Here is a 23804-nt window from a genome sequence, read left to right as displayed (position 1 = left end):
TTCACCGTCTGCCGCTGCTGCCGAAGAATTGGGTGGAGGAGCGGCGTGCCTTGCCCACCGTGCTTATGGCATCCACGAGCATGTCTAGTGCGATGTCCTTGCCAGGGCAGATGCGTCCCGCACTGCGATCACCAACAGAGTGAAAGCCCATGTGGAAGGGGCAGAGGTTCTGCCGCTTGGCATTAAACTCGTAGACTGTGGAACCCCAAAAGCCCTCGTCCAGCAGCCCCAAGCTCATCGGTATAAGCACCTTGGTACCTACGGGAAATGTCCGCTCCTTGCCCGCTATCGTCGCCGTGAAGGGTTCGGTCGCTACCCGATGCGTGGCGCTGACGGGTGCCCAGAGCCGGGCGCACTCTAGGAGATAGAGCCGCACGGACTCCTGCTCGTCTAGGTCGAGCTCGTCCCAATAACCAGTCAGGTCGATATTGGATGTCTGTTGTCCTTTATAGGCGGGAAGAGGACGAAAACCCATTGCAGTGTAACCGAGGTGCAGCGGACCCTGCAGTGCCGCGATGCCCATAATGCCTGTCATGAGCTTTGCCAGTTCTCGCCGAGTCATGCCGTTGTCTTCAGGGTTGTTCTCCTCAAAGTCCGCGAGAGCTGGCGAATTTTCATAGATAGTCGCTGCCCGCTCAATCAGATTGGACAGGTCTGCGTGTCCCATCAGGTTTTGACTTTGCAGGAGGCTGCCGATGCCAGCCAAGTAGTGCGTTGGGCTCAGGCGTGTGTAGTGCAACTCCGTCAGGAGATTCATCGACTCCTCGTCGTCGGGGTTTAGCCCAAAGAGCACATAGTGCATATACCGGATCATAAATCCCATCCAACCCCGCTTAACGTCGGTGAAGAACTCTCCACCGATGCCATGAGGCATCTCCACGTAATCTGCTGCTAACCGATCGAGTAGCCGTCTGGCGATCGCATCGCGCTGGCGCTCCGTTGTGGCATCGTTCAGGATATATTTCTGCATACATTGCCTGAATGCCTCGTGGTCGCTGCTGCCGCCAGCCTCCTCGTCCGACAGAGAAAGGAGGAAGACATTTCTGCCGCCAATGTCCAGGTTAGGCGCGTGATTTGCATCCAGCACAGAGGTACCAAGTCGCCATGTGCGTGCCTGTGGTGAGGTGAGTGCCGTTTCAAGGATTGTGAAATTGCTCAGCACCACTTGCCCAGCGCAGCAGAAGTTAGATCCGAGGGCACGCCGCTTAGCATCCAGATATGTGGGTTCGTTGGCAATGATGCCCTCGACGAAGCTGACAATCGGGAGGAGTGTCTTGCTAAGACTCTCCTGCGGATTTTGCAAAGCCCATGCCTGAAACTCATTAAGTGCAGGATCTATGAAAAATGAGAAGATGCTATCTAAATCTAGGTTCATTGGATTACGCGATTTTCAACAGAAACATTGATTTTTTTTAGCGTCCCCAGCCTCAACGGCTGGTATCAAAGCTGGGGGATTATCGAATCAAGGCGATTAGATGTTGATGCTCTGTGGAATATTTGAAGGCTTGAGGTATTCGTAAGGGGGTCGAGCTGAGTTTCGGCGATCGATAATTGCTTCAATCTCCTGCAAGCGCGTTTGGAACGCTTGGAGGGGTTCAGCTACCTTGGCGTCGGTAAAATAACCGTCTTCGTAGTAACCCAGCCTAGTGAAATATACCGATCCCAAAATATACAACAAATTGAGCTGCTGTTGAGCCTGGTCGAGTGGCGGCAGTAAATTGAGCCAATCCTGTTTGGTTGTTCCTGCCCCGACCACTTTAGCCGTCTCGTATCCTGCTGTGGGCATGGCTGGCGCAAAGCTCATAATGCTGTTTTGCGGGAAGTTAACAGCGGCATGTTGGGCACTACCCGTGAAGATAACCATCGTAACAGCATCGATCAGATATTTGAGGGTTACGAGCTTGCCATCTCTGTCACCAAAATCGTGCAAGCGACCTCCATCAAACGCCACCAATTCCTCCGCCCAATTCTGCAACGAGTGATCGCCCTGCACATCCTCATCTGAGTTGTAATACAAACCCAAATAAGCCTCAGCCCAATTATGAATCGCTTCCCAAATAAGTAACCCATCATCCCGGTAGGGATACACTGGCAACACGGACTGATCGTCTACCCCCCGATCTTTCAAACGTCGGGGTAGCATGTCTGCATTAAACCCGCGAGCCTGCAATCCTTTTACCGCCAGAACGCGGGAATTTTCAATCGTTGATGACAAAAGCTCATTTACACCGCCTCTAGGAGCCACAAGAAATTCATGAGCCGCATAATTAATCGCTAGAGTGCCTTGGAAGTGAGGCACTAGCAATTTGAACAAGGGATGAGTCGAAGGCAGTTGCCGATGAGTGGCAATGACGAACGGCTCGATTAATAAGTGGGTTCGGGCAAGGTGAGTCACCGCTTCGTGGAAATTGGTATCAGCTACCTGCACGATGGTTTTTGCCATCAGCCAAGCACTATCTCCCGTAGATGGCATAATCACAGGGTAGTCAGCAGGTGACTGTCCGCATTGAATCGCCACAGGGCGTAACAGGCGATTGGGAGCATCGTTCGTTGGAACGGCAAACATCGCCAGAGGCGCGTAAGAGTATTTCTGTATCTGCGGCTCGGCACCGAAAGTACCATTCAAGGCTCCGTCCAAAATGGCATAGTCTGCCAGGTAAACCCGTCCCTCCTCGATCGCAGCCTGGAGAGAGTCCTTTTCTCCCATCACAGATTTATACTGTTCCTCAGTGACGGGAAAGCGTCCATCAGGAGCCGTCATCCGTACAATCATCACTGGGTTAGGACCTGCCACCCGCATATTTGCAAAAAATTCGTCCTTTTGAAACCTGTTTGCAACCTCTGGCAGATTAACGTAGCGGGGGTTAAACAGCTTACTGTAGTCTTCCAGGCTGCTGGCACGACCCTTTGGCGCTATCTCCTTGAGTCCCTTATACAGGTTTTTGACAAAGGTTCTGAGAAAGTCTTCCCCCAGAATTTTGATCAGTTTAGATCTCACAAACTTGCCAACTTCCGCTTCATTAGACGGTATGCCCTGTAACGGTTGCTGTAGGGCTGTATCAATTTTTTTCGAGACTGCAACTTCTGCTGCGTTAGACGGCTCGTCCTGTGGCGGTGGTGGCGAAGCTACATCAATTCTTTTTAAGGCTTCAACTTCTGCTACAGTGGACGGCTCATCCTGTAACAACTGTTCTAAAGCAGTCTCAATTCTTTTTGAGATTTCAACTTCCGCTGTGGGGGATGGCGCATCCTGTAACGGCTGTTGTAGGGTTGTTTCAACCTTTTCAACCTGTCTTGAGACTTTAACTTCCGCTGTGGGGGATGGCGCATCCTGTAACGGCTGTTGTAGGGTTGTTTCAACCTTTTCAACCTGTCTTGAGACTTTAACTTCCGCTGTGGGGGATGGCACATCCTGTAATAGCACCTGGGGCAACAAGCCAACTAAAGCACGGGCGAGTTTTGGTTTGAACGACTTACCCTCCTCTTGAAGGGTTTGGAATAAGATCTGGCGCAGGAACTCCCGCACATCATCTTCGATCCCCTTCTGTCCGCGATCGCCTTGGTTCGCTACATTGACGATGAAAGTATTAATTGCCAGCTTGAATGCTTGTTTCGCCATTAACACTATCCACGGAGCGGAAAAGTTTTCGCTCTGAGGGAGCGTATCTACCATAGCAATGGGTTCAATATAGGTGTAATTGTACTGATATGCACCCGCTAAACTCTGTTCCTGCTGCTGAGAGTTCCTGTTGTCCATAACCATCCCTCCTAAGTTCTTCTCAAAATTGTCAAAAATTCAAACAATTTTTTATCTTTCAGTACTGTGATATTCCTGAAAAAACTGGTAGCAATCCTTTATGAAACCAGCGCCATAAGCTTTGTGATCGCCACAAACTAGTGATGGATTGCAACCATTAATGTAGCCATCAAAGCTTGGATCTTTTTGTTCAAATGATTTTATGTTTTGAATACTGGTGGGTTATTAGTTATAGGAAAAATAAATTTTATCTATTTAACAAACATTATATAGCTACTATTTACGGCATCGGCAGGATGTTGAGGAATATTTACAGTAAAGGCAACAACGTGCAAGTGGGATTCGTAAATTAAATGAGGCTAAGTTTGAGCCTCAAGGTGTGCATCAGCGTTTGATGGAACGTCGGACGCAACAGTGAATCATGCTCCGATTTGTTGCCGACGAAAACTAAGTAAAGTTAACCAATGGGGACTGCAAAAGCCACTCCTAACTTTATCCGATAATCTTGGAGAAATCGTTTTGGCTGGTATGCGAAAGTTAATATAGTGAGAGAACCCAGGGTAAAGTGTGTTTGCGTTTTGTAACTCCTCCAGTCCCCTTTGAAATTATGGGTGCGCCTTGCTGTCACGCCGCCCCTGGACTGGCGCAGCCAATCGCCACTGACAGTTACGTAACTCCTGATGTCTGCTATTATTACAAAGGTGAATTGTATGCATATTCGCGAGCAACAGAGTGACCCAAATAAATTCGCTCCTAAGTTTGAAGGGTTTTTTCTCCAGATGGTTATGCCAGGACTACAGCAGAGAGTCCAGAAAATTGTCACCCAAGCACTAGGTTCAGATTGGAAGATTAAACCGATTGGTGACAATTTTACTGAGTTTGAGGTAACCAAAAAGCAAGATGCTTTGTCAGTTAAACAAGCTTGGGACAAAAGTTATTATCTGCGTTCCCAGCCAGGAGTTGTAGATGCACAGCCACTGTTTGCTGTTCCTATACCCAACTACCCCGCCTGGAATGACGAGTCAACACAGCCTAGGGCTACCTTTGCGCCCAAAAATCTCGACGAAAGCAGTGATGTAGAATGGAGTCTCAAGCAGCTGCGAGTCTTTGAGGCATGGTCACGCTTTTTCCCACCCAATCGACGACCAGGGGATGGGATTATTGTCGGGCTTCCTGATACGGGCTATTCGGAACATCCGGAAATTGTTGCCAATCTGCTCCTTGAACAAGGTTACGATTTTCTTAAGGGTGACAAAGACCCAAAAGACGAACTCGAAACATCTGGGGGCGAAATTATTAACAATCCAGGTCATGGCACATCTACAGCCAGTGTCATCGTCAGCCCAAGAGGGGGACAAGGCAAGTACCCAAGCGGAAAAACTGTGGCGGGAGTGGCACCTGGTGCCAAATTAGTACCCCTTCGAGTCTCGTACTCAGTTGTACTATTGAGCGTACGTAATTTATCTGAAGCGATTGAGTACGCCGCAGATCATGGTGTCCATGTCCTTTCAATTAGCCTGGGAACTGGTTTGTTCAACCCGCGTCTGCGGAGTGCGATAACTTATGCCCAAAAACGAGGCGTAATCATCGTTGCAGCATCTGGTACCATGGTTCCCTACGTGGTTTGGCCTGCTGCCTATGAGGAAGTGATTGCTGTGACTGGCAGTAATGTGCGACGTGAGATTTGGTGGGGTGCATCGCGGGGAAGTCAAGTGGATGTCACTGCTCCTGGTGAGTCAGTTTGGTATGCAAAAGTCGAGAAGAAGAATGGTCAGATTAGTTATAACGTTCTGCAAGGCTCTGGCACTTCATTTTCTGCACCATTCGTGGCGGGTGTGGCGGCTTTATGGCTATCATATCATGGGCGATCGCAACTCATCGAACGCTATGGAGCCGAAAAAATTCCTTTCATCTTTAATCAAATTCTACGCGACAGTTGTGATAAATTTCCCACATGGAAGCCAAATCAATTCGGTGAAGGTATCGTGAATGCAGAGAAAGTACTTGCTGCACCACTACCTGATAATGTGACTCGTTCAATCATTGCACCAGGGTTTGCCTTAGAACAACACCTGTCTATAGACAACGGCAGACTCGACACCTTCGCTCATCTCTTTGAGCAAGAATTATCACAAAATCAACCCCAAAATAATTTTCTTGGAGTAGTTCGAGATGATACTAAGCTCCGAGCAAGTCTTGCTCAACTGTTGCAGACAACAGAAACAGAATTACCAAGGCGATTGAAAGAGGTGGGACAAGAGCTAGCTTTTTACCTTACCATAAACCCAGAGCTGTACAAGCAATTTGCAGCAACTCTATCTAGTCAAAAGCCTCATTCGACTCAGTTTCAAACTGAGTCTTTTAGGGAGTCATCAAAGCCAAAGAATCTAGATTTCTTGCGCGAGAAATTGTTATTACACGGTGTCTCGGAAGCCTTAAAGACAAAGCTGGGAAGCTAATGCGCTTGTGTTTGTATATTGCACTGTCTTGAAAAATAGCTTGTGAATGCAAACCCTGGTACAGCTTATGAAATCCTAAACTTGTGAACTTTGGAAACATTACCTTTGTGAAAAAACAAGATTCCCGACTTCTTTAAGAAGTCGGGAATCTGAAGAACTCAATTTATGCGCTTACAAAGCAGGCTGCGCCAACACAAATGTGCGGAGGATTGCTATAGCACTCAAAGACTACTCGGGTTTCTCTTGTAATAAATCATGTTTCAGCAGGGCATCTGCTGCCTTATTAATAGAATCAAAACTCATACCGGATCTATCTGCAATATCCAGCAAGCTATGGTTCCCGTCAGACAAATTCAGAACCCACAACATAGCCATTTCTCTCATTTTTGTATCCGTCTGTCCACCAATTGCGCCGTATAAACCCCTTTTCCCCAACTGCGGCTCACATTTTGGATTTTGGTTGAGGTATTTTTTGTTGTTTTCTAGTATATGCAAAACTGACAAACACTTGGAGAATGAATCGGCAAGGTACTCGGTTTGTACGAGATCCAAATTGTCTGCTGATGTATGATATTCTGGATAACAGTTGTGCGGTGTTCTCATGAAACAACCCACAGGTAAGTTAAATCCTGGTGAACAAAACTGCCGTTCGTCATAGCCATAAGGAAAGAAATCTATGATTTCAGAATCTTTACCAGAATGCTTTAAGACATGAGTCACGGCTTTGTCGATTTCGGCATCACCACGACGGCTTTTTTTATAAGTAGACTTTCCCGGATCGCCTAGACAAGTTAAAACTAAACCGTGTTTAATCTTGTGAACCTGATTTTCATTTAAACAAAGCCAAGTGATGGAACCGATAGTTCCAGGAATGAAGATAAATCGATAAGAGTACGAAAGATTTATTTGACTCAGATATTTTGCCAGGAATGTTGCGATCGCAATACCAGAGAGATTATCATTACAAAGTGATGGATGACAGGCATGGCATGATATGAGTACTTCGTCTGGTTTCTCTCCTTTAAGGTAATACTCGCCATACGTCAGATGACCGTCCTCTAAGGAAGAATCGATGCACACCTCATACTCTTCATCCTGTAGTTCCAAGAATTGTTTGTGACTGAGACAAAAGCCCCAACTTTCTTTGTAGTATGAAGTCCGATAAGGAATCCAATCAGGGCGATCGCTTAGTGTAAACAGATGTTTCTTTAATTCCTCTAAAAGCATCTTTTGCTTAACAGGCACGCTGTAATTAACAACGTGCAAGTTTGATTTATTAAAATCTATAATTCTTTCTCCTTTGGAATTTTTTACATACGCATCTTTGATATTCCACTCTTTAGGCACTGTCCAATCAAAGACTTGAGTACCAGTAGGAACTTCATGCTGAGTTAATTCAATATGCTTTTTAATCCAATGCAGCGTTTCTCGAAAACCATTGCCAGTAATAGAGCGGCAAATAGGATACAATTCTGATATTAACTGGTACATTTCTTGGCTAACTTCATTTGGGTTAAGCCTCTCTTTAATATCAGTAATATTCACGTTTTTCACCTTTTATAATAATAGTTAATTGTAAAAATTCAGCGAACAGCGGTTTTCAGCTAAGGTGGGCATTGCCGCAGAATATCTCAAATGTCCATCACATAAAGTTTTATGGGCAATGCCCCGAAGTTCCCTAGGTTGGGAAACCCGCCTGCAGGACTTCTCTCCACCCTACGATTTGTGGTATAATCATAAGAATAAGCGCTGTAATCTAATCAGCTTGCTAGTTTAGTAGTCGAACTAAAAAACGACTTTGCGGCAATAAAAAGCTTCAGCATACTTATTAGGCGCATTAGATTCAATTCCTCGCAGTCTTAGAATTGATAAAAATGTTTCTTCGGTAAACCATTGTTTGTTATTTTGCGATGGAAAGTTGTCAATTATATTCTTAATTTTGTTTTGACAAATTTCCTCGTCTAAATGCACAAAGAAATTAGGATTTCCTAAATCTCCATCATATTTAGGGATTTCATACTCTAGAATTAAATGATTCCTAAATGTATTCCAAGTAAAATCAGAAATTAAACGATGGTCTTGATGCAAATCGTGACGAGAATGAGTAAAAATTAAATCAGGATTATAATCTCGCTTTAATTCCTCGAAAAATTGTTTAATTTCAATTCCAATGAAAGGAAAAAAACCATCCTGAAATTGTTTGATGACTATATTTTTTTCTGGGACTTTTTCTAAAAACTTATTAGCGCTGTGATAAGCTTCCTTTTCTCTTTGTAGATTTGAGCTAAATACAACCCAATAAAACACAATATTCGGGTAACTTTCTACCAATCTTAAGATTGTACCTCCACAACCAATTTCTATATCATCGCAATGCGCTCCTAAACACAAAACTTTATAAGTTGAGTCACTTTTTTCTGCAAAATTGAATTTAAGCATACTGCACAAATATCTCGCAAAGAAAATTTTAAAGATCGCGCAAAGACAAGGGCAGCGCCGTGGGCGGGTTCCCCGACTTGAGGCGACTGCCCGTCGCAAAGACGCTATGAAAACTTTGCGACGCCAGTCGCCTGCGGAGGGAAACCCCTTCGGGTATCTCCTGCGGAGAGGCTGCGCCAACGCCAGTTGCCTACGCTCGGGTTACCCTCCTGCAGCAAGTTGTCGTCACCTCCTGCAGCGCCTTTGCGCCTTTGCGTCTTTGCGCGAAAAATTCATCCGGTTCGTGGGTAAAATTCGATGGTATTTATCCTTAAGCCAATTTTACTGGTATAGAATCATTAGCAACATGGTGAATCCGACTATAATCCAAAGATTTTGCCTTCCTTTCATGATTCCATACTGCCCAAGGAGCGTTACCTTGACAATACATATCATCTAACTGCTGTTGCTCTTTGAAAGTATCCATGCACGCCCAAAAGCCATTGTATTTATAAGCAGCTAGCTGTTTTAAATGAATTAATCTTTCAAATGGTTCGTTCACCAATTCTTCTCCGGCTCGGATATATTTAAATATATCTTTCTTAAACACAAAGAAGCCTCCATTTATCCGAATACCGGCTTGTTGGACACTTTGAATATCAGTGACCAAGCCATTTTCTTGCATGGAAACTAAATGGAAACTTTGCGACGGTTTGACACACAGAAAACTAGCTATTTTGTCATGTCTATAAAAGTCTTCAATAATATCAGGCAGATGTAAATCTGTCAAGCCATCGCTATAATTCGCTAAAAATACCTCTTCCCCTTCTAAGTATTCTTCGACAGCCTTGAACCTTTGACCAATATTTGAAGTCAACCCTGTATCGACAAAAGTAATTTTCCAATCTTCAATATCACTATTTAGAAGTTGGATTTTTTTGCCTCCCTCCTGTAACGTAAAATCATTGGAAACACATTCATCATAATTGAGGAAATAATTTTTGATAACGTCTGCTTTATAACCAAGACACAAAATAAAATCTTTGTGTCCGTAGTGGGCATAGTATTTCATGATATGCCACAATATTGGTCTGTAGCCAATATTAACCATAGGCTTGGGAACATTGGCGAAAAATTCTCTTAATCTGGTTCCTAAACCACCGCAGAATAAAACTACTTTCATTGTATTTTCCTTTTTTCACTCTGATTAAATTTCAATGAATTTTGAGTTGATTTATAGAGCATGAATTCATTAATCACGAACCTAACCCCCCAACCCCCTTCCCTTATAGGGAAGGGGGAGCTAAATTCCCCTCCCCTCGTAGGGGAGCCACTTGCGTGCGCGGGTTCCCCGCGTTGAGCAAAGTGGCGTGAGGGGTTAGGGGAGAGGTTCTTCCAAGATTACTGACTTGATTCCTAGCTGGCTCAAGAATAGACATTAACTTCAGGAATCGGCACAATAAATTGACAACCCCAATCACGTACATACGACATCTGTGACATGATCTCGTTTTTCAGATTCCAAGGTAAAATCAACAAATAGTCTGGCTTTGTTTCTTGAATTTTGTCTGGATGAAAGATTGGTATATGAGTTCCTGGTAAGAATTTACCTTGTTTGTATGGGTTCCTGTCTACGGTGTAATCAATGAAATCTTCTCTAATTCCACAGTAATTCAAAAGGGTGTTACCTTTACCAGGAGCGCCGTAACCAGCAATTGTTTTTCCTTGTCGTTTCGCTGAAATTAAAAATTCTAAAAGTTTGAACTTGGTTTCCTTCACCTTTTCACCAAAGGAAAAATAATGTTTTAGATTGCTAAATCCAGCAGCTTCTTCCCTTGCTCTTAGTTCCTTTACCTGCTGACTAATACGTTTAGAAGTATCTTCTGCTTGTCTTGCATAAATTCTCAAAGAACCACCATGAGTTGACAGTTCTTCTACATCAAAGATTGTTAAACCGTGCTCTGCAAAAAGTTTCTCTACTGTGAGCAACGACAAGTAAGAAAAGTGTTCGTGATAAATGGTGTCAAACTGGTTTCCCTCCATCAGTCGCATTAAATGAGGAAACTCCATAGTAATGACACCTTGAGGTTTGAGTAAAATTTTAGCGCCTGCTACAAAATCGTTGATATCAGGTACGTGAGCAAGTACATTATTAGCCACTAATAAATCGGCTTGCGTACCATCAGCAGCTAATTCATTCGCTGTGTTTTTTCCAAAGAACTTTACAACTGTGGGAATGCCTTTTTTTATAGCTACCTTAGCGACATTAGCTGCTGGTTCTATGCCCAGAACATTAATTCCTTTGGCAAGAAAATATTGCAATAAGTAACCATCGTTACTAGCTATTTCCACGACTTGACTATATGAGTGTAACCTAAAGCGAGGTATTACGTTTTCGGTATAATTCTTGGCGTGTTGTAGCCAAGAGTCAGAGTAAGACGAAAAGTAAGCATACTCAGTGAAGATGTCTTGCGGGCTGACATATTCCTGAAGTTGAACTAAAAAACAGCGATCGCACACATATACGTGCAGCGGATAGAAAGCCTCCATTTGGTTAAGCTGTTCAGCAGTCACATAGCTTTCACAAAGCGGTGACATTCCCAAATCAACAAAAGTGTGCTTTAATGTTGACCCACAGAATCGACAACAACCACGATTCACGGTTGTACCATTCTGTACGTAGGACTCCAAAGTTGTCTTAGTCATTTATTAGCTTTTTTGAGTGTTATGTGTAACTTGAGATAGTCGTATCTTGAACTTGGTAGGGTTGGGACGGGCAAGATGCCCATCCCACAAGAAGTTTGTGGATTTGTGGGGTAGGCATCCTGCCTGCCCTTTCAAAGAGTGCAAGATGTCTATAACAACCCGGTGTCTGGTTCATCCCACAAGAAGTTTGTGGATTTGTGGGGTAGGCATCCTGCCTGCCCTTTTAAGGAGTGCGTAAAAACCTTATACTGGTTGGAGAACAGGTTCAAAGGGAGACCAGCAAGTATCTTTTTCGGAAATTTCACTTATAGGTAAAGGCCATTCAATCCCAAAGGCAGGATCGTCATAACGCAAACCACGCTGGTAATCTGGCGCATAGAATTCACTCATCTGATACACAACCTCAGCATCATCAGTGAGGGTTTGGTAGCCATGAGCGAACATCTCAGGTACGTACAAAGCTCTACGGTTTTGAGCTGTTAACTCAACGCCAAAGTGTAACTTGTACGTAGGGGATTCAGGGCGCAAGTCGATGATGACATCGTAAATAGCACCATGAGTGCAGCGAACCAACTTTACCTCGGTTGCAGGAGCAACTTGATAATGCATGCCCCGTAGAGTCCCCGAGTTGTGGTTGAAAGCTACGTTGCATTGTGCAATTGTTGGCTTTAAGCCGTGAGCCGAAAATTCCTTTTGGCAGAACGTACGAGCAAAGAAGCCACGAGTATCTTGCCGTTGCTCTATGTCAATCAGGAATGCGCCTTTGAGTGGAGTTTCTGTGAATAGCATGACTGATTCCAGAAGAAATTTTGATCAATTTGCCCAGTGCGAATCAGATACTCTAGCTGCTTCAAGCGAGTGAATCCTCTAGATAAAAAAGTGGATTCTGACATATCAATAGAACTAAACACATTGAACAACTGCTGAGCACCCTTTGCTGCATCCCACTCACACTTGAATCCTGGTAGTGTGGTGTTAATCTTCTCGAAAGAAACCCGATAGCTGCGGTTGTCCGCACCACTGTCCCCAAAGCTAAGCTTGCATCCGGTGAAGACTTCAGCTACAATCTGGGCAATTTCTTTGACTTGATAGTTGCTAGCAGTGTCTCCCACGTTGAAGATTTGGTTGTGAACAATGTTGCGCTCTGCTTCGAGCGTAGAGACAATTGCTTTGCAAATGTCAAGCAGATGAACCAACGGACGCCAAGGAGTTCCGTCGCTCGTCATCTTGATTTCTTTAGTCGTCCATGCTAGTCCAGCCAGGTTGTTTAAAACAATATCGAAGCGCATTCTGGGAGATGCGCCGTAGGCTGTGGCATTTCGCAAAAAGGTGGGAGAGAAACCATCGTCAGCTAGTAACTTAACATCTCGCTCTACCAACGTTTTACATTCTGCATAGGCTGTTTGTGGATTGACTTTAGACTCCTCCGTAACATAGTCCTCACTCGCAACGCCATAGACACTGCACGAAGAAGTGTAGACAAAGCGACGCACACCAGATGCTTTCGCTAGTTCGGCGAGGCGAACCGAACCTTTATGGTTAATGTCGTAAGTCACATTGGGAGATAATTGTCCGGCAGGATCGTTGGAAAGTTCAGCCAGATGAACGACTGCCTCGACACCTTGTAAATCTTCTTTTGTGATGTGGCGGATGTCTTTGTTTAGGGTTTTGGCAGTTAGTTCGGTACCGTTGTATAGCCAACCAACTTTATAAAATCCTGTGTCAACCCCAATAACCTCATGTCCGTGTTGCATCAAGATTGGGGCTAATAACGAGCCGATATAACCTTCAGTTCCAGTTACAAGTATTTTCATAGGTGTTAAATATTACTAAATAAACTCAGGTTCTGTAAAATACCTCCCAGACTTAATGACTACAAAACCATTTCCAAAGTAACGAGCCACACTCGCACAAACCGCCGCTTGCTGCAGCCGATTGTGCCCATACTGTGGTATCAGCGCAATCGTCTATGAAATAACAGTGTGCAACTAACCTGTTTGCGATCGCGTTCTGGAAAATGTATGATTTAACGTATAAGTTGTATAGTTTGGGTCTGTTTATGCCTCGCTTTGGGTGGAAAAATGCTCACACTTACTGCCAATTCATTTGCTCGTAACGATCGATACAAGGCAGGCTAGACGCTCCAACTCGAGATTGGCTGACTCTAACAGTTTTGTGGAGGCATTGCCCGTATGCAAAAGCAGAGTCACCCTGACTGCCTTCGGCAATAGTCGATCTGCCCAGCTTTAGGTTGGCTTGATACTCGCCAAAAGCCACGCTACTACTTCGCGTGTCCACTTGACTGGCGCTGAAGATGAGGAATCGTGCTGGATGATATTGATTATTGTTAGCAATTTTTCCCTGGAAAAATTTATTAATAAACATATCAAAAAATCATTTATTTGTAAATATGTATATGATGAAAATTATCAAAATAACAAACAGGAGGATGGAAGTTTCTTCAGTGCTTTACAAAAGTTTTCTTTGTACTTAGCATCGCCGGATAAGTTAAGATTAACTCTGTCTAAAGGCAGAAGATTATGTAAACATTAGTAGTTTAATTTCCATATTAATAAAACAAATAAAAACAAAGTTGAGAATTTGCAAGATTTCAAGCCGACAGTTGCCCGGACGATTGCTTTCAAATTGAGGATAGCAATAGGCACTCCAACACCAAAATAAAAAAACCCTATAAAGCAAGGAGTTTGACAGGAATTAGACTTGAACTCAAAAAAATGTATGAAAAATAACAAGTAGAAAACAGTTTAAAAAGCTAATCAAAAAGTTATGAAATACACTGAAATGACGTTTATGATTTGTAATTAATAAAACTTAAACTACCACAAAAGTAGGTAAGAACTGGCTATGCTTGTCGGGGTGCAGGCGGCTGCATAAAAAAAAGCAACAGACAAATTAATACGGGCAAGTCAAAACAAATTTATTGTCCTTAATTTATTCAATGCTGCCTTAGGTTGACAATATCTAGAGGTTCGAGTTTTGGTTTATGGCACGACGTTCGTTGAAGGCATCTACCCTAGGCATCGAGAAAGCAAAAAGGGCTTTTAAAGTAAGGGAATGGACGCAAGAATATCTAGCTAGTGAGGTAGGGCTGGAAACTCGCCAGCCAATTTGGAAGTTTTTTACAGGGAAGCCGATTGAGCGTCAGAGCTTCATGGAGATCTGCTTTCAACTTGGTTTGGATTGGCAAGAAATTGCTGAGCTACCGACAGGAGGCGCACCAACGGAAAAAAAGCTCGATTCGGACAACTGCCAGGATATCGATGCCTTAGTGGAAATGGTGCGAAAGCAAAGAAGCGATAAAATTCAAGCCCAGTGCGCCACGATGCGGTTGTTAGATATTTCTCAACCGATTGAGCTAGAAGACATTTATGTCGATGTCAATATTCAAAATAATATTACAAGTCAAAGATGGTTAGATATCTTTGAATTACAAGGCTTTTCAAAAGAATTCGATCGCTTCCCTTGGGATCAATGTCAGGAACTCGTTCCAGCGATGCAGGCAGTGGTAACTTATCCCAAACTGATGGTGCTAGGCAAACCAGGCTCTGGTAAAACCACATTTTTACAATATATCGCCACGCAATGCAATCAAGGCAAGTTCCAAAGAGACCGGATACCTATTTTTCTACGATTAAAAAATTTTGCTGAGGATGCCAGAGAAATAGGGGATTTTAGTTTATTGAACTATATCACTCAAGAGCTTGCTTACTTCGGCATTTGTGACCAGCAAATCCAAACATTACTCGCTCATGGCAGAGTGTTGATTCTACTGGATGGCTTGGATGAAATTCCAGAAGAAGATAACGCCGAAATCGTGAAAAAAATTCGCAAGTTATCTGAGGAATATTACAAAAATCAGTTTATTATCACCTGTCGGATTGGTACTCAGCAGTATCGGTTTGAGGGATTCACCGATATTGAAATTGCCGATTTTGACTCCTCCCAAATTGAAGCCTTTGTCCAAAAGTGGTTTGTCAAAGTTGGTAGGAATTCCACCGAACAAGCACAAGCCAAGGCTAGTCAGTTCATGCAAAAGTTGCAGTTATCGGAAAATTGGCACATTCGAGAACTAGCTGTGTCGCCGCTTTTGCTCAACCTGGTTTGTTGTGTGTTTCAAGCTTGCTCAAACTTTCCAGCTAGACAAGTCGAACTTTACAAGCAAGGATTGGACATTTTGCTCAATCGCTGGGATCAAGTCAGGAGCATTAAACGCGATGGTATTTATCGTGATTTGTCTTTACCCCACAAGCTCAAACTGCTGAGTCAAATTGCTGCCATCACCTTTAAGCAAGAACGTTACTTTTTTACAAAAAGCAATGTTCGGCAATACATCGCGGACTATCTGCGTAACTTACCCACTGCCCAAGCTGATGATCCCGAGGTACTGCAACTCAATAGTGAGGCTGTGCTGAAATCGCTCTTAGCACATGGACTACTGGTGGAGCGGGCGCGGGGGATTTACTCGTTCTCGCATCTGACGTTTCAAGAGTATTTAACGGCTAGAAACATTGTTACTAGTCCGTTACCAGAGATATTAAAAGAAAAATTGCTCGATCTGGTCAGCCATGTGACCGAACCCCGTTGGCGCAAAGTTTTTTTACTCACTGCTGGTATGTTGGGTCATGCCCCTGACCTGCTGCAGTTAATGAAGCAACACATTGATGCGCTTGTTGGCGCTGATGAGCAATTGCAGCAGTTCCTCATTTGGCTCAACCAGAAGTCCCTTTCCGTCCAGGCTCCTTACAAAGCAGCAGCTATTCGTGCTTTTTACCTGACACTGGTTCTTCCTCGCGATCTGAGCATAACCCGTGACCTGACTCTCTCGCTTGCCATCGATCCCAAGCTTGCTGGTAATCTTGCCACTGATTTGACCGTAGATCTGGCTCTGAACCGTACGCTATCCCTTAGCGTTGCCCTGGCAGCTGAGCCGACTCTGGATCGAGTCCTTGCCCTAAGTTTTGCTCTGACTTATGACATAGATATTTTCTGTGACTGTGAGTTCGAGCAATCGCTGCAACAACTTAAAAAACAACTACCAGCCCCAGATCAAGGCAGAGAAAGGTTGAAGAAATGGTGGAACGCTAACGGTCAGACTTGGGTTGAGACATTGAGGTCTCTGATGCTTCGGTGTCGCAATATAGGTCATCAATGGCAGTTCAGCGAGCAGCAAAAGGAAGTCCTCAAGCAGTACTACGCTGCCAACCAATTGCTGGTGGATTGCCTCAAGGTCGCTTGTGAAGTCACTCCCACTGTGCGAGAGCAGATTTCGGAAACGTTGTTGTTGCCCATCACGAGAACATCAGGTGATGCATCGGATACAAGGGTATATTTAGCTACAGGAAATGTGGTGAAGCTATGGTAGCCACTTATGATGTACCCCTTGTTGTGTTTTCGGTGGCGATCGCATTCATTGCCTCTTACACAGCACTGGAGCTGGGTGGACGGGTGGAGGTGAGCACTGGGCAAGCGCGTAATCTGTGGCTCTTGGTTGGCGCGATCGCCCTGGGAATTGGCATCTGGTCAACGCACTTCATCGGGATGTTGGCTTATAAGCTGCCGATCCCCATAACTCACGACCTCTCAATTGTCTTAGTCTCGATGGGGGTGGCAATTGTTACCTCTGGAGGAGCGCTCTGGCTCGTCAGCCGTGAGAAGGTGGCGACGCTGCAGTTGCTCTTTGGGGGCGTTTTAATGGGACTTGGGATTGCAGCCATGCACTACATCGCCATGGCTGCAATGCAACTACAAGCGAAAGCGAGCTACGATCCAAACCTGGTTGCACTCTCTGTCGTGATTGCGATTTGTGCATCCCTCATCGCCCTAAAGCTGGCGTTCCATCTGCGCTCCCAGTCAGCATCATCTGGGAGCGTGTGGAAGCTTGGCGGTGCGATGGTTATGGGAGGTGCTATTGCCGGGATGCACTATACAGCAATGGCGGCGGTCAGCTTTGAGCTTACTGACCAAGTGGTACAGCCCGTTCATGGCATGAACCACTCTTTACTGGCGACTGCGATTGGAATTGCCACTTTGGTCATCCTGAAGCTAACGGATCTGACTAGCTTTTTCGATCAGCGCCTGGGTGCCGAAACCGCCAGAGCCGAGGCACTGTGCGAGAGCGAAGAGCGCTTCCGCTCCTTGGTGCAAAATGCATCTGATATTATTGCGGTTATGACAGCCGATGGCATTATTTGCTACACAAGCCTATCCGTCAAAAATATTTTGGGTTACGAAGGCGAGGATTTGCTTGGCAAAAAGGCTTTTGAACTCGTCCATCCTGACGATCGCCCCAAGGCAACGAGCCTCTTGACAAAAGCCCTAGATTATTGTAAAACCAACATCACAGCTGAGTTTCGTTTACAGCACGCCGATGGTTCGTGGCGAGATTTTGAAGTGCTAGTCAATAATCTACTAGGTGAACCGAGTGTGGCTGGTATTGTTACCACTTGCCGCGACATCACCGAGCGCAAGCGAACCGGGGAGGCGCTGCGGGAGTCGCAACAGATGCTGCAGTTAGTGATGGATAACATTCCGCAATTCATCTTCTGGAAGGATAGGAACTCTGTCTTCCTGGGTTGCAATCGTAACTTTGCACAATTCGTGGGTGTTGGCAGTCCAGAGAATATTGTTGGCAAAACAGACTACGACTTAACATACCAGACACAGGAGGCGGACTTCTTTCGCAAGTGTGACCAGAGAGTCATGGAAACGAGTACACCCGAATATCATATTATTGAACCTCTATTGCTAGCTGATGGCAAACAAGCTTGGCTAGACACTAACAAGGTTCCACTTCATGATTCGAGAGGAAATGTTGTAGGTATACTCGGCAGCTTTGAAGACATCACCGAGCGCAAGCGAGGAGAGGCAGCATTGGTAGAAGCGCGGGAAGCAGCTTTTGAAGCATCGCGTCTCAAATCTCAGTTCCTAGCCAACATGAGCCATGAGATTCGTACCCCGCTGAATGCTGTCATTGGGTTGACAAATCTGCTTTTGAATACAGAACTCAAACCCGAGCAACGAGGCTTTATCCAGACGATTCGCCACAGCAGTGATGCATTACTCACCATCATTAACGACATTCTGGACTTCTCGAAAATCGAGTGCGGCAAACTGGAGCTGGAACAGCAACCCTTCGATCTACAAAAATCTGTTGAGGAATCCATCAGCCTAGTGGCTTCCAAGGCAGCAGAAAAAGGCTTAAAGCTAGCATACTCGATTGCTCGCTCCACCCCAAAGACGCTCGTAGCAGATGCTGCCCGACTCAGCCAAATCTTAGTGAATCTACTGAGTAATGCGGTAAAATTTACAGAAGTTGGGGAAGTGACTGTTTCGGTAACGGCTTTGAAGGTGAGAAGCAAGCAAGGCTGGCGTTCTCTCCTGAGTCCTGACTCCTTAGACACTTATGAAATTCAATTTGCTGTCAAGGACACAGGTATCGGCATTCCCCAAGAGCAGATCGAGCATCTGTTCGAGCCCTTCAGCCAAGTCGATTCTTCGATCAGTCGTCGCTATGGAGGCACGGGGCTGGGTCTTGCTATCTGTAAACAGCTAACCCAAATCATGGGAGGACGGATCTGGGTGGAGAGTACGCTGGGTCAAGGCTCCACCTTTTATTTCACGTTAATTGCCCAATCCAGTCCCATGCAACTGGATACCCCTAAGGTGGAGTCAAGAGTTGTGATACCTCAAATAGCTGAACAGTTACCCCTACGGATTCTGTTAGCCGAAGACAATCAAGTGAACCAGCAGGTTGCCCTGCTCATCTTGAAGAAGCTTGGGTATCAAGCCGATGCGGTCAACAATGGACTAGAGGTGTTGCGATCGCTGCGCCAAGAGCCCTACGACGTGGTGTTGATGGACGTACAAATGCCAAAAATGGACGGATTGACAGCCACTCGTCATATCTGCCAAGAATGGTCAAAAGAGCAGCGACCCCGGATTATTGCCATGACAGCCTATGCCACCGACTATGCTAGGGAGCAGTGTTTGGAAGCAGGTATGGATGACTACATCAGCAAACCCATTGAAATAGAAAAACTTGTTCAGGCTTTGAGCCAGTGTCAGCCAACTAGAGCAGGGGGAGCAGGGGAGCAAGGGAGCAGGGGAGCTCTTGAGAATGAAAAATTTCTCTCCTGTGCTCCTCTTGACGCGAAGACGCTGCAATCATTACGCAAGATGGCGGGTGAGCGAGCAAACGAAGTTCTGGCTGAAATCATCAATAATTATCTGACAGAAGCGCCGCAACTGCTGCAAGCGATGCGTACCGCTGTTGCGACAGGAGATGCGTGCCGGCTGCAACAGGCGGCTCACACGCTAAGATCCGCGAGTGCCAACCTGGGTGCGATCGCTCTCTCGGAGCTTTGTAAGGCTTTGGAAGTCATGGGTGGCGCTGGTACCACTGCAGGGGGACTGGCGAGTGTGTTGCAAGTTGAGGCGGCATACGAAACAGTTAAGGTAGCCTTGCAAATCGAACGTGAGCGGCTTGAAAAATAATGAGTACCCACCCTCTCCAAAAAAACTGCCCCTTAATTTTTGTTGTCGATGACGACAAATCCATGCGGATGCTGCTGCGTGTCGCACTCGAACAAGAAGGCTACCAAGTGCTGGAAGCACAAGATGGCGCAGCGTGTCTAGCCGCCTATCAAAATCAAAAGCCCGACGCGATTTTGCTGGATGCTGTGATGCCAGGAATAGACGGCTTTGCCTGTTGCACCCAGTTGCGAACCTTAACAGACAGCACTGTGCCTGTGTTGATGATCACGGTGCTTGACGATCCAGATTCGGTTGAGCAAGCGTTTGCAGTAGGAGCTACAGACTATATCACAAAACCGATTCACTGGGCAGTGCTGCGCCATCGTGTGCGTCGTCTGCTCGAACAATCCCGGCTTTATAAACAGTTAGAGTCAGCCAATCTCGAATTGGAGCGTCTAGCGAGCATAGTGGCTCGTTATAAGGGTAAGAATTTGCAGTAATTTACCATTTGCTGCTTGCACAGCCATCTGCCATGCTTCACGCTGTTCCTCAGGTTCCAAGTTTGTCAATGGTCTGACTTGACGTTCACTGGTGGGTAGGATTTGGGAACCAATGGTTCGGTGTTTGCTCTTGAATCTGAATTTGGGAACCATTGGTTCCCATGAGGAGATTATCAACAACCAAGGAACCAGCAATTAAGTAATTGACATTACGGTGAGTCAAAAGGAAGCGATCGCGACAGTATTCCTCGAAAGTCTTGTGGGTAGAGCGGTAAAGACGGCGATTGCGCAATTCTTTCAAGGCTTTGCCACACTCATAAAACGCCCTTTCTATTTTTCGCTCTAAATAAAGGCGATCGCGCACCTCCTCCTCAGTCAGTTCTTCAAGCTCAACAACTTCTGCTAGTACAGCATCATCCGCAATCAGCTTTTCGTTTGGGGAATTTTCCTCGTTTTCGGAATCGTTAGCCCCCACAGTGGGTTGGTCGTTTTGCTGTATGTAAAACTTTCCTTCAACTCGTGGTTGGAAAACCCTAAATCCTACTATGGGCAGACCAGTTTCACTGGACAAGCCAATTCAGAGTTGTGAATTCTGCAAACTTATACGTTAAGTCATACATTTTCTAGGACGCGATCGCAAACACGCTGATTGCACACTGTTATTTTATAAACAGTTGGTTCCACCCCAGGGGGATATTACGGGTGGGTGTGTTGCGAGTAAAGATAGCTCGTAACGAGCTAACGAATTTGCAGTCAATGGTGGGGGTATTTTGCAAAATCTGATGTCATCTTCTAGCCGCAGCCCTACAACGCTAGCAAATACGGGGAAAGTTACAGTCAAAGGCAAATTTTTCTTTCTTGGAGATCAGAAGTTTTTTCTCAAAGGAGTTAGCTACGGTCCCTTCTCCACCGGCACACACGGTCAGCCTTTTCCAGAAAAACCAGTTGTGGAGAAAGACTTTGCTATGATGGCAGAACTGGGAGCTAACTGTCTACGTATTTATACCGTTCCACCTAGTTGGCTTTTGGATCTAGCTGCAACTTACGGTTTGAGGATGCTTATCGGCATCCCCTGGTCTCAGCATATCGCCTTTCTTGACTCCTCTGCTGTTCAGGCAGAAATCCGTAACTGCATTGCCACCGGAGTTAAAGCCTGCCGGAATCATCCCGGTGTTTTTGCGTATTTAGTGGGCAATGAAATTCCTGCGGATATTGTGCGTTGGCACGGTCAAAAACGGGTTCGTGCTTTTGTCAAAGAGTTAATGGCGGTAGCAAAAGATGCAGAGCCAGAGGCTCTGGTAAGCTATGCCAATTACCCCTGTACTGAATATTTAAATATTGACTTTACTGATTTTTTATGCTTTAACGTCTACCTGCATCAAGAAAAAGATTTTCGCCGCTACCTCTCCCGACTCCATAACCTCGCGGGGGATAAACCTCTCGTGCTGAGTGAGTTTGGTGTTGACTCGATCCGTGAGGGAACCCAGGAACAAGCACAGATCCTCTCCCAGAAATTGTCATCAAGTTTTGACATGGGAGCAGCAGGGACGATCGTCTTTTCTTGGACCGACGAGTGGTTTACCGGCGGGTATGCTATACAAGATTGGGCTTTTGGCTTGGTTGATGCTGAACGTAACAAAAAGCCTGCGTTCGACACCGTGCAGCAGTATTACACAGCCCCTCTGCCGCCAGTGCTACCTGAGTATCCTAAAGTCTCAGTGGTTGTCTGCGCGTACAACGCTGAGCCGACTATGGATAGTTGCCTAGCTTCTCTCAAAGAACTCAACTACCCTAACTATGAAGTCATTGTAGTTAATGATGGCTCGACTGACGGCACTCTAGAAATAACTCAGCGCTACGACTACGTACGCCTGATTAGCCAAGAAAACAAGGGACTGAGCGCGGCACGTAACGTCGGCATCGCCGCCGCGACGGGCGAGATTGTTGCCTTTACCGATTCTGATTGTATGGCAGATCCAGACTGGCTCACCTATCTGGTCGCAAAGTTTCTCTCCACAGGTCTGGCTGCAGTCGGTGGTCCAAACTTATCTCCTCCTGAAGACTCTCTTGTCCCAGCCTGCGTTGCTGTGTCTCCGGGTGTACCCACCCACGTACTTTTAAGCGATGAGATAGCCGAACATATTGCTGGCTGCAACATGGCTTTTCGTCGCGAGGTTCTACAGGAAATTGACGGCTTCGACCGGCAGTACCGTGCTGCGGGTGACGATGTTGATATATGCTGGCGGCTGCAAGACAAAGGCTACGCAATTGGCTTCAGCCCAGCTGCAATAGTATGGCACTTTCGCCGTAACACGGTAGATGCGTATCTTAAGCAGCAGCGAGGCTATGGTAAGGCAGAGGCGCTCGTTTATTTTAAGCATCCCAACCGCTTTAACCTTCTAGGACAGCCCAGCTGGGCCGGGAGGATCTACGGAGATTTATCCTCGTTTCTTCGTTTTGGTCGATCAGTTATCTACTCTGGGGTGTTTGGTCGCGGGTTGTTTCAAACCCTGTATGAGCCTTCTGGCTCCCTCATTTCTTACCTCCCCCTCACCCTGGAGTGGAATGTGGCGGCTGGTGTTTTATTTGTGTCTGCGCTTGTGTCTGGTGATTATCCGTGGGTGGGTGCGGTAATGTTCCTCACCTCTTTTGTCTGGTGTATAGCTGGTGCCTTACAAGCAGGCATTGAAGAGCGGTTTCAGGGAGCAAGGGCACGCCTGCTTGTTGCTCTGCTTATCTACCTGGGTCCTATTGTACGCAGTGTAGAACGCTACCGCTGGCGCATAAAACAACTCACTAAAGTAGAGCCGATAAAGTTTGATAACCCGTAAACAAAAATGGAAGCAGTTTCTAATAACAAGACTCAAATACTGACTCAACCGGGGTTGATAAAGTTTGCTCGATCAGCTCAGAGAGTACACATTTGTTGGCGCGAACGCGCTTTGCGCACGCTACGCGAACGCGCTTATGAGTTGTCCTATTGGACAGAAACAGGACTGGAAAAGGAGAACCTGCTTCAAGAGGTCATGGATTTCCTCCTGCCCTACAACTATTTCATCACTGTCGATGATGGGTGGAGCGACTGGGATTTGGAGATTCACCGGGGGATCTGGTCAAAGATTCAGGTGAATGTGTGTACTGAAAATCACGGTGGCAACAAGAGATTACTGAGGGTACGGTGTGGACTGAGGATGTCGCAGTTTGCCACTATGGCTATGGTTGCGTATTTCGTCTACACAGTTGTGGCAATCCTTCTGGGAATGCCAGAAGTCGCTTTAGTTACATCTGTAGTAGGGGTACTCAACGCCGTCGTCATTTTCTATGAGAACTTCGGTTTGGGGCGTATTCTCTACCACGTGCTGGAGATGGTCGCCAAAAAACTCCACTTGCTGCCGATACACCCCAAGAGTACCAAGTCTGTCCTGCTAAATGCAGTTATACAGTCATAACGTTTGTTTTGGTGCTTTTCTA

At 45.7% G+C, this 23804-nt stretch carries 16 protein-coding genes; 6 read left to right on the top strand and 10 right to left on the bottom strand.

What is annotated here, in order from left to right; genetic code table 11:
• Position 1 precedes the first annotated feature (1 nt).
• Both ACM0OZ_RS12250 and ACM0OZ_RS12245 read right to left on the bottom strand, forming a co-directional pair.
• Entirely contained in the window at positions 2-1375 is a 1374-nt protein-coding gene (locus tag ACM0OZ_RS12250) for a cytochrome 450 (protein ID WP_414583107.1), read from the bottom strand.
• A 96-nt stretch (positions 1376-1471) separates the two neighbouring features.
• Complete coding sequence (locus tag ACM0OZ_RS12245; protein WP_414583106.1) at positions 1472-3757, bottom strand: lipoxygenase family protein; 2286 nt, start codon at positions 3755-3757, stop codon at positions 1472-1474.
• A gap of 710 nt (positions 3758-4467) precedes the next feature.
• Between ACM0OZ_RS12245 and ACM0OZ_RS12240 the strand changes: the two genes are divergently transcribed.
• Entirely contained in the window at positions 4468-6216 is a 1749-nt protein-coding gene (locus ACM0OZ_RS12240; RefSeq protein WP_414583105.1) for a S8 family peptidase, read from the top strand.
• A 228-nt stretch (positions 6217-6444) separates the two neighbouring features.
• On the opposite strand, the gene ACM0OZ_RS12235 is transcribed toward ACM0OZ_RS12240, so the two are convergent.
• From ACM0OZ_RS12235 to ACM0OZ_RS12205, 7 genes are all read right to left on the bottom strand, one after another.
• Positions 6445-7761, bottom strand: coding sequence for a DUF4910 domain-containing protein (locus tag ACM0OZ_RS12235; RefSeq protein ID WP_414583104.1), 1317 nt, complete (start codon positions 7759-7761; stop codon positions 6445-6447).
• Positions 7762-8001: 240 nt separating this feature from the next.
• Positions 8002-8655 (bottom strand): PIG-L deacetylase family protein, encoded by a 654-nt coding sequence (locus tag ACM0OZ_RS12230; RefSeq protein WP_414583103.1) that lies wholly within the window; start codon positions 8653-8655, stop codon positions 8002-8004.
• 310 nt (positions 8656-8965) lie between these two features.
• Entirely contained in the window at positions 8966-9817 is an 852-nt protein-coding gene (locus tag ACM0OZ_RS12225) for a glucose-1-phosphate cytidylyltransferase (RefSeq protein WP_414583102.1), read from the bottom strand.
• A 242-nt stretch (positions 9818-10059) separates the two neighbouring features.
• On the bottom strand, positions 10060-11340 hold the full coding sequence (locus tag ACM0OZ_RS12220; RefSeq protein WP_414583101.1) for a methyltransferase domain-containing protein: 1281 nt from the start codon (positions 11338-11340) through the stop codon (positions 10060-10062).
• Positions 11341-11583: 243 nt separating this feature from the next.
• Entirely contained in the window at positions 11584-12129 is a 546-nt protein-coding gene (rfbC, locus tag ACM0OZ_RS12215) for a dTDP-4-dehydrorhamnose 3,5-epimerase (RefSeq protein ID WP_414583100.1), read from the bottom strand.
• Positions 12090-13154, bottom strand: coding sequence for an NAD-dependent epimerase/dehydratase family protein (locus tag ACM0OZ_RS12210; protein ID WP_414583099.1), 1065 nt, complete (start codon positions 13152-13154; stop codon positions 12090-12092). The genes rfbC and ACM0OZ_RS12210 overlap by 40 nt, the downstream gene beginning before the upstream one ends.
• Positions 13155-13431: 277 nt before the next feature.
• The gene (locus tag ACM0OZ_RS12205; RefSeq protein ID WP_414583098.1) at positions 13432-13725 is read right to left on the bottom strand and encodes a hypothetical protein; all 294 of its coding nucleotides are present in this window, start codon (positions 13723-13725) and stop codon (positions 13432-13434) included.
• A gap of 619 nt (positions 13726-14344) precedes the next feature.
• Between ACM0OZ_RS12205 and ACM0OZ_RS12200 the strand changes: the two genes are divergently transcribed.
• The 3 genes from ACM0OZ_RS12200 to ACM0OZ_RS12190 are packed head-to-tail and all read left to right on the top strand — an operon-like array spanning position 14345 to position 20333.
• Entirely contained in the window at positions 14345-16723 is a 2379-nt protein-coding gene (locus tag ACM0OZ_RS12200; protein ID WP_414583097.1) for an NACHT domain-containing protein, read from the top strand.
• Positions 16717-19854 carry an MHYT domain-containing protein gene (locus ACM0OZ_RS12195; RefSeq protein WP_414583096.1) on the top strand — a complete coding sequence of 1046 codons (3138 nt, stop codon included), beginning with the start codon at positions 16717-16719 and terminating at the stop codon, positions 19852-19854. Before ACM0OZ_RS12200 ends, ACM0OZ_RS12195 begins: the two co-directional genes overlap by 7 nt.
• Positions 19854-20333 carry a response regulator gene (locus ACM0OZ_RS12190; protein WP_414583095.1) on the top strand — a complete coding sequence of 160 codons (480 nt, stop codon included), beginning with the start codon at positions 19854-19856 and terminating at the stop codon, positions 20331-20333. Before ACM0OZ_RS12195 ends, ACM0OZ_RS12190 begins: the two co-directional genes overlap by 1 nt.
• A gap of 85 nt (positions 20334-20418) precedes the next feature.
• On the opposite strand, the gene ACM0OZ_RS12185 is transcribed toward ACM0OZ_RS12190, so the two are convergent.
• The gene (locus tag ACM0OZ_RS12185) at positions 20419-20904 is read right to left on the bottom strand and encodes a hypothetical protein (RefSeq protein ID WP_414583094.1); all 486 of its coding nucleotides are present in this window, start codon (positions 20902-20904) and stop codon (positions 20419-20421) included.
• Between the two features lie 211 nt (positions 20905-21115).
• On the opposite strand from ACM0OZ_RS12185, the gene ACM0OZ_RS12180 reads away from it, so the two are divergent.
• Positions 21116-23164 (top strand): glycosyltransferase, encoded by a 2049-nt coding sequence (locus ACM0OZ_RS12180; RefSeq protein WP_414583093.1) that lies wholly within the window; start codon positions 21116-21118, stop codon positions 23162-23164.
• A gap of 6 nt (positions 23165-23170) precedes the next feature.
• Complete coding sequence (locus tag ACM0OZ_RS12175) at positions 23171-23782, top strand: hypothetical protein (RefSeq protein ID WP_414583092.1); 612 nt, start codon at positions 23171-23173, stop codon at positions 23780-23782.
• The last annotated feature ends 22 nt before the right edge of the window (positions 23783-23804 follow it).

This window comes from Scytonema sp. PCC 10023 (assembly GCF_963920835.1).
GTDB lineage: Bacteria > Cyanobacteriota > Cyanobacteriia > Cyanobacteriales > Nostocaceae > Kalymmatonema.
Note: the sequence above shows the minus strand (reverse complement) of the source record. Positions and strands in the feature narration are given on the sequence as shown.

Coding starts and splice junctions, on each gene's coding strand:
- ACM0OZ_RS12250 (WP_414583107.1), bottom strand. CDS start 1,375: ATGAACCTAGATTTAGATAGCATCTTCTCATTTTTCATAGATCCTGCA.
- ACM0OZ_RS12245 (WP_414583106.1), bottom strand. CDS start 3,757: ATGGACAACAGGAACTCTCAGCAGCAGGAACAGAGTTTAGCGGGTGCA.
- ACM0OZ_RS12240 (WP_414583105.1), top strand. CDS start 4,468: ATGCATATTCGCGAGCAACAGAGTGACCCAAATAAATTCGCTCCTAAG.
- ACM0OZ_RS12230 (WP_414583103.1), bottom strand. CDS start 8,655: ATGCTTAAATTCAATTTTGCAGAAAAAAGTGACTCAACTTATAAAGTT.
- ACM0OZ_RS12225 (WP_414583102.1), bottom strand. CDS start 9,817: ATGAAAGTAGTTTTATTCTGCGGTGGTTTAGGAACCAGATTAAGAGAA.
- ACM0OZ_RS12220 (WP_414583101.1), bottom strand. CDS start 11,340: ATGACTAAGACAACTTTGGAGTCCTACGTACAGAATGGTACAACCGTG.
- rfbC (WP_414583100.1), bottom strand. CDS start 12,129: ATGCTATTCACAGAAACTCCACTCAAAGGCGCATTCCTGATTGACATA.
- ACM0OZ_RS12210 (WP_414583099.1), bottom strand. CDS start 13,154: ATGAAAATACTTGTAACTGGAACTGAAGGTTATATCGGCTCGTTATTA.
- ACM0OZ_RS12205 (WP_414583098.1), bottom strand. CDS start 13,725: ATGTTTATTAATAAATTTTTCCAGGGAAAAATTGCTAACAATAATCAA.
- ACM0OZ_RS12200 (WP_414583097.1), top strand. CDS start 14,345: ATGGCACGACGTTCGTTGAAGGCATCTACCCTAGGCATCGAGAAAGCA.
- ACM0OZ_RS12195 (WP_414583096.1), top strand. CDS start 16,717: ATGGTAGCCACTTATGATGTACCCCTTGTTGTGTTTTCGGTGGCGATC.
- ACM0OZ_RS12190 (WP_414583095.1), top strand. CDS start 19,854: ATGAGTACCCACCCTCTCCAAAAAAACTGCCCCTTAATTTTTGTTGTC.
- ACM0OZ_RS12180 (WP_414583093.1), top strand. CDS start 21,116: ATGTCATCTTCTAGCCGCAGCCCTACAACGCTAGCAAATACGGGGAAA.
- ACM0OZ_RS12175 (WP_414583092.1), top strand. CDS start 23,171: ATGGAAGCAGTTTCTAATAACAAGACTCAAATACTGACTCAACCGGGG.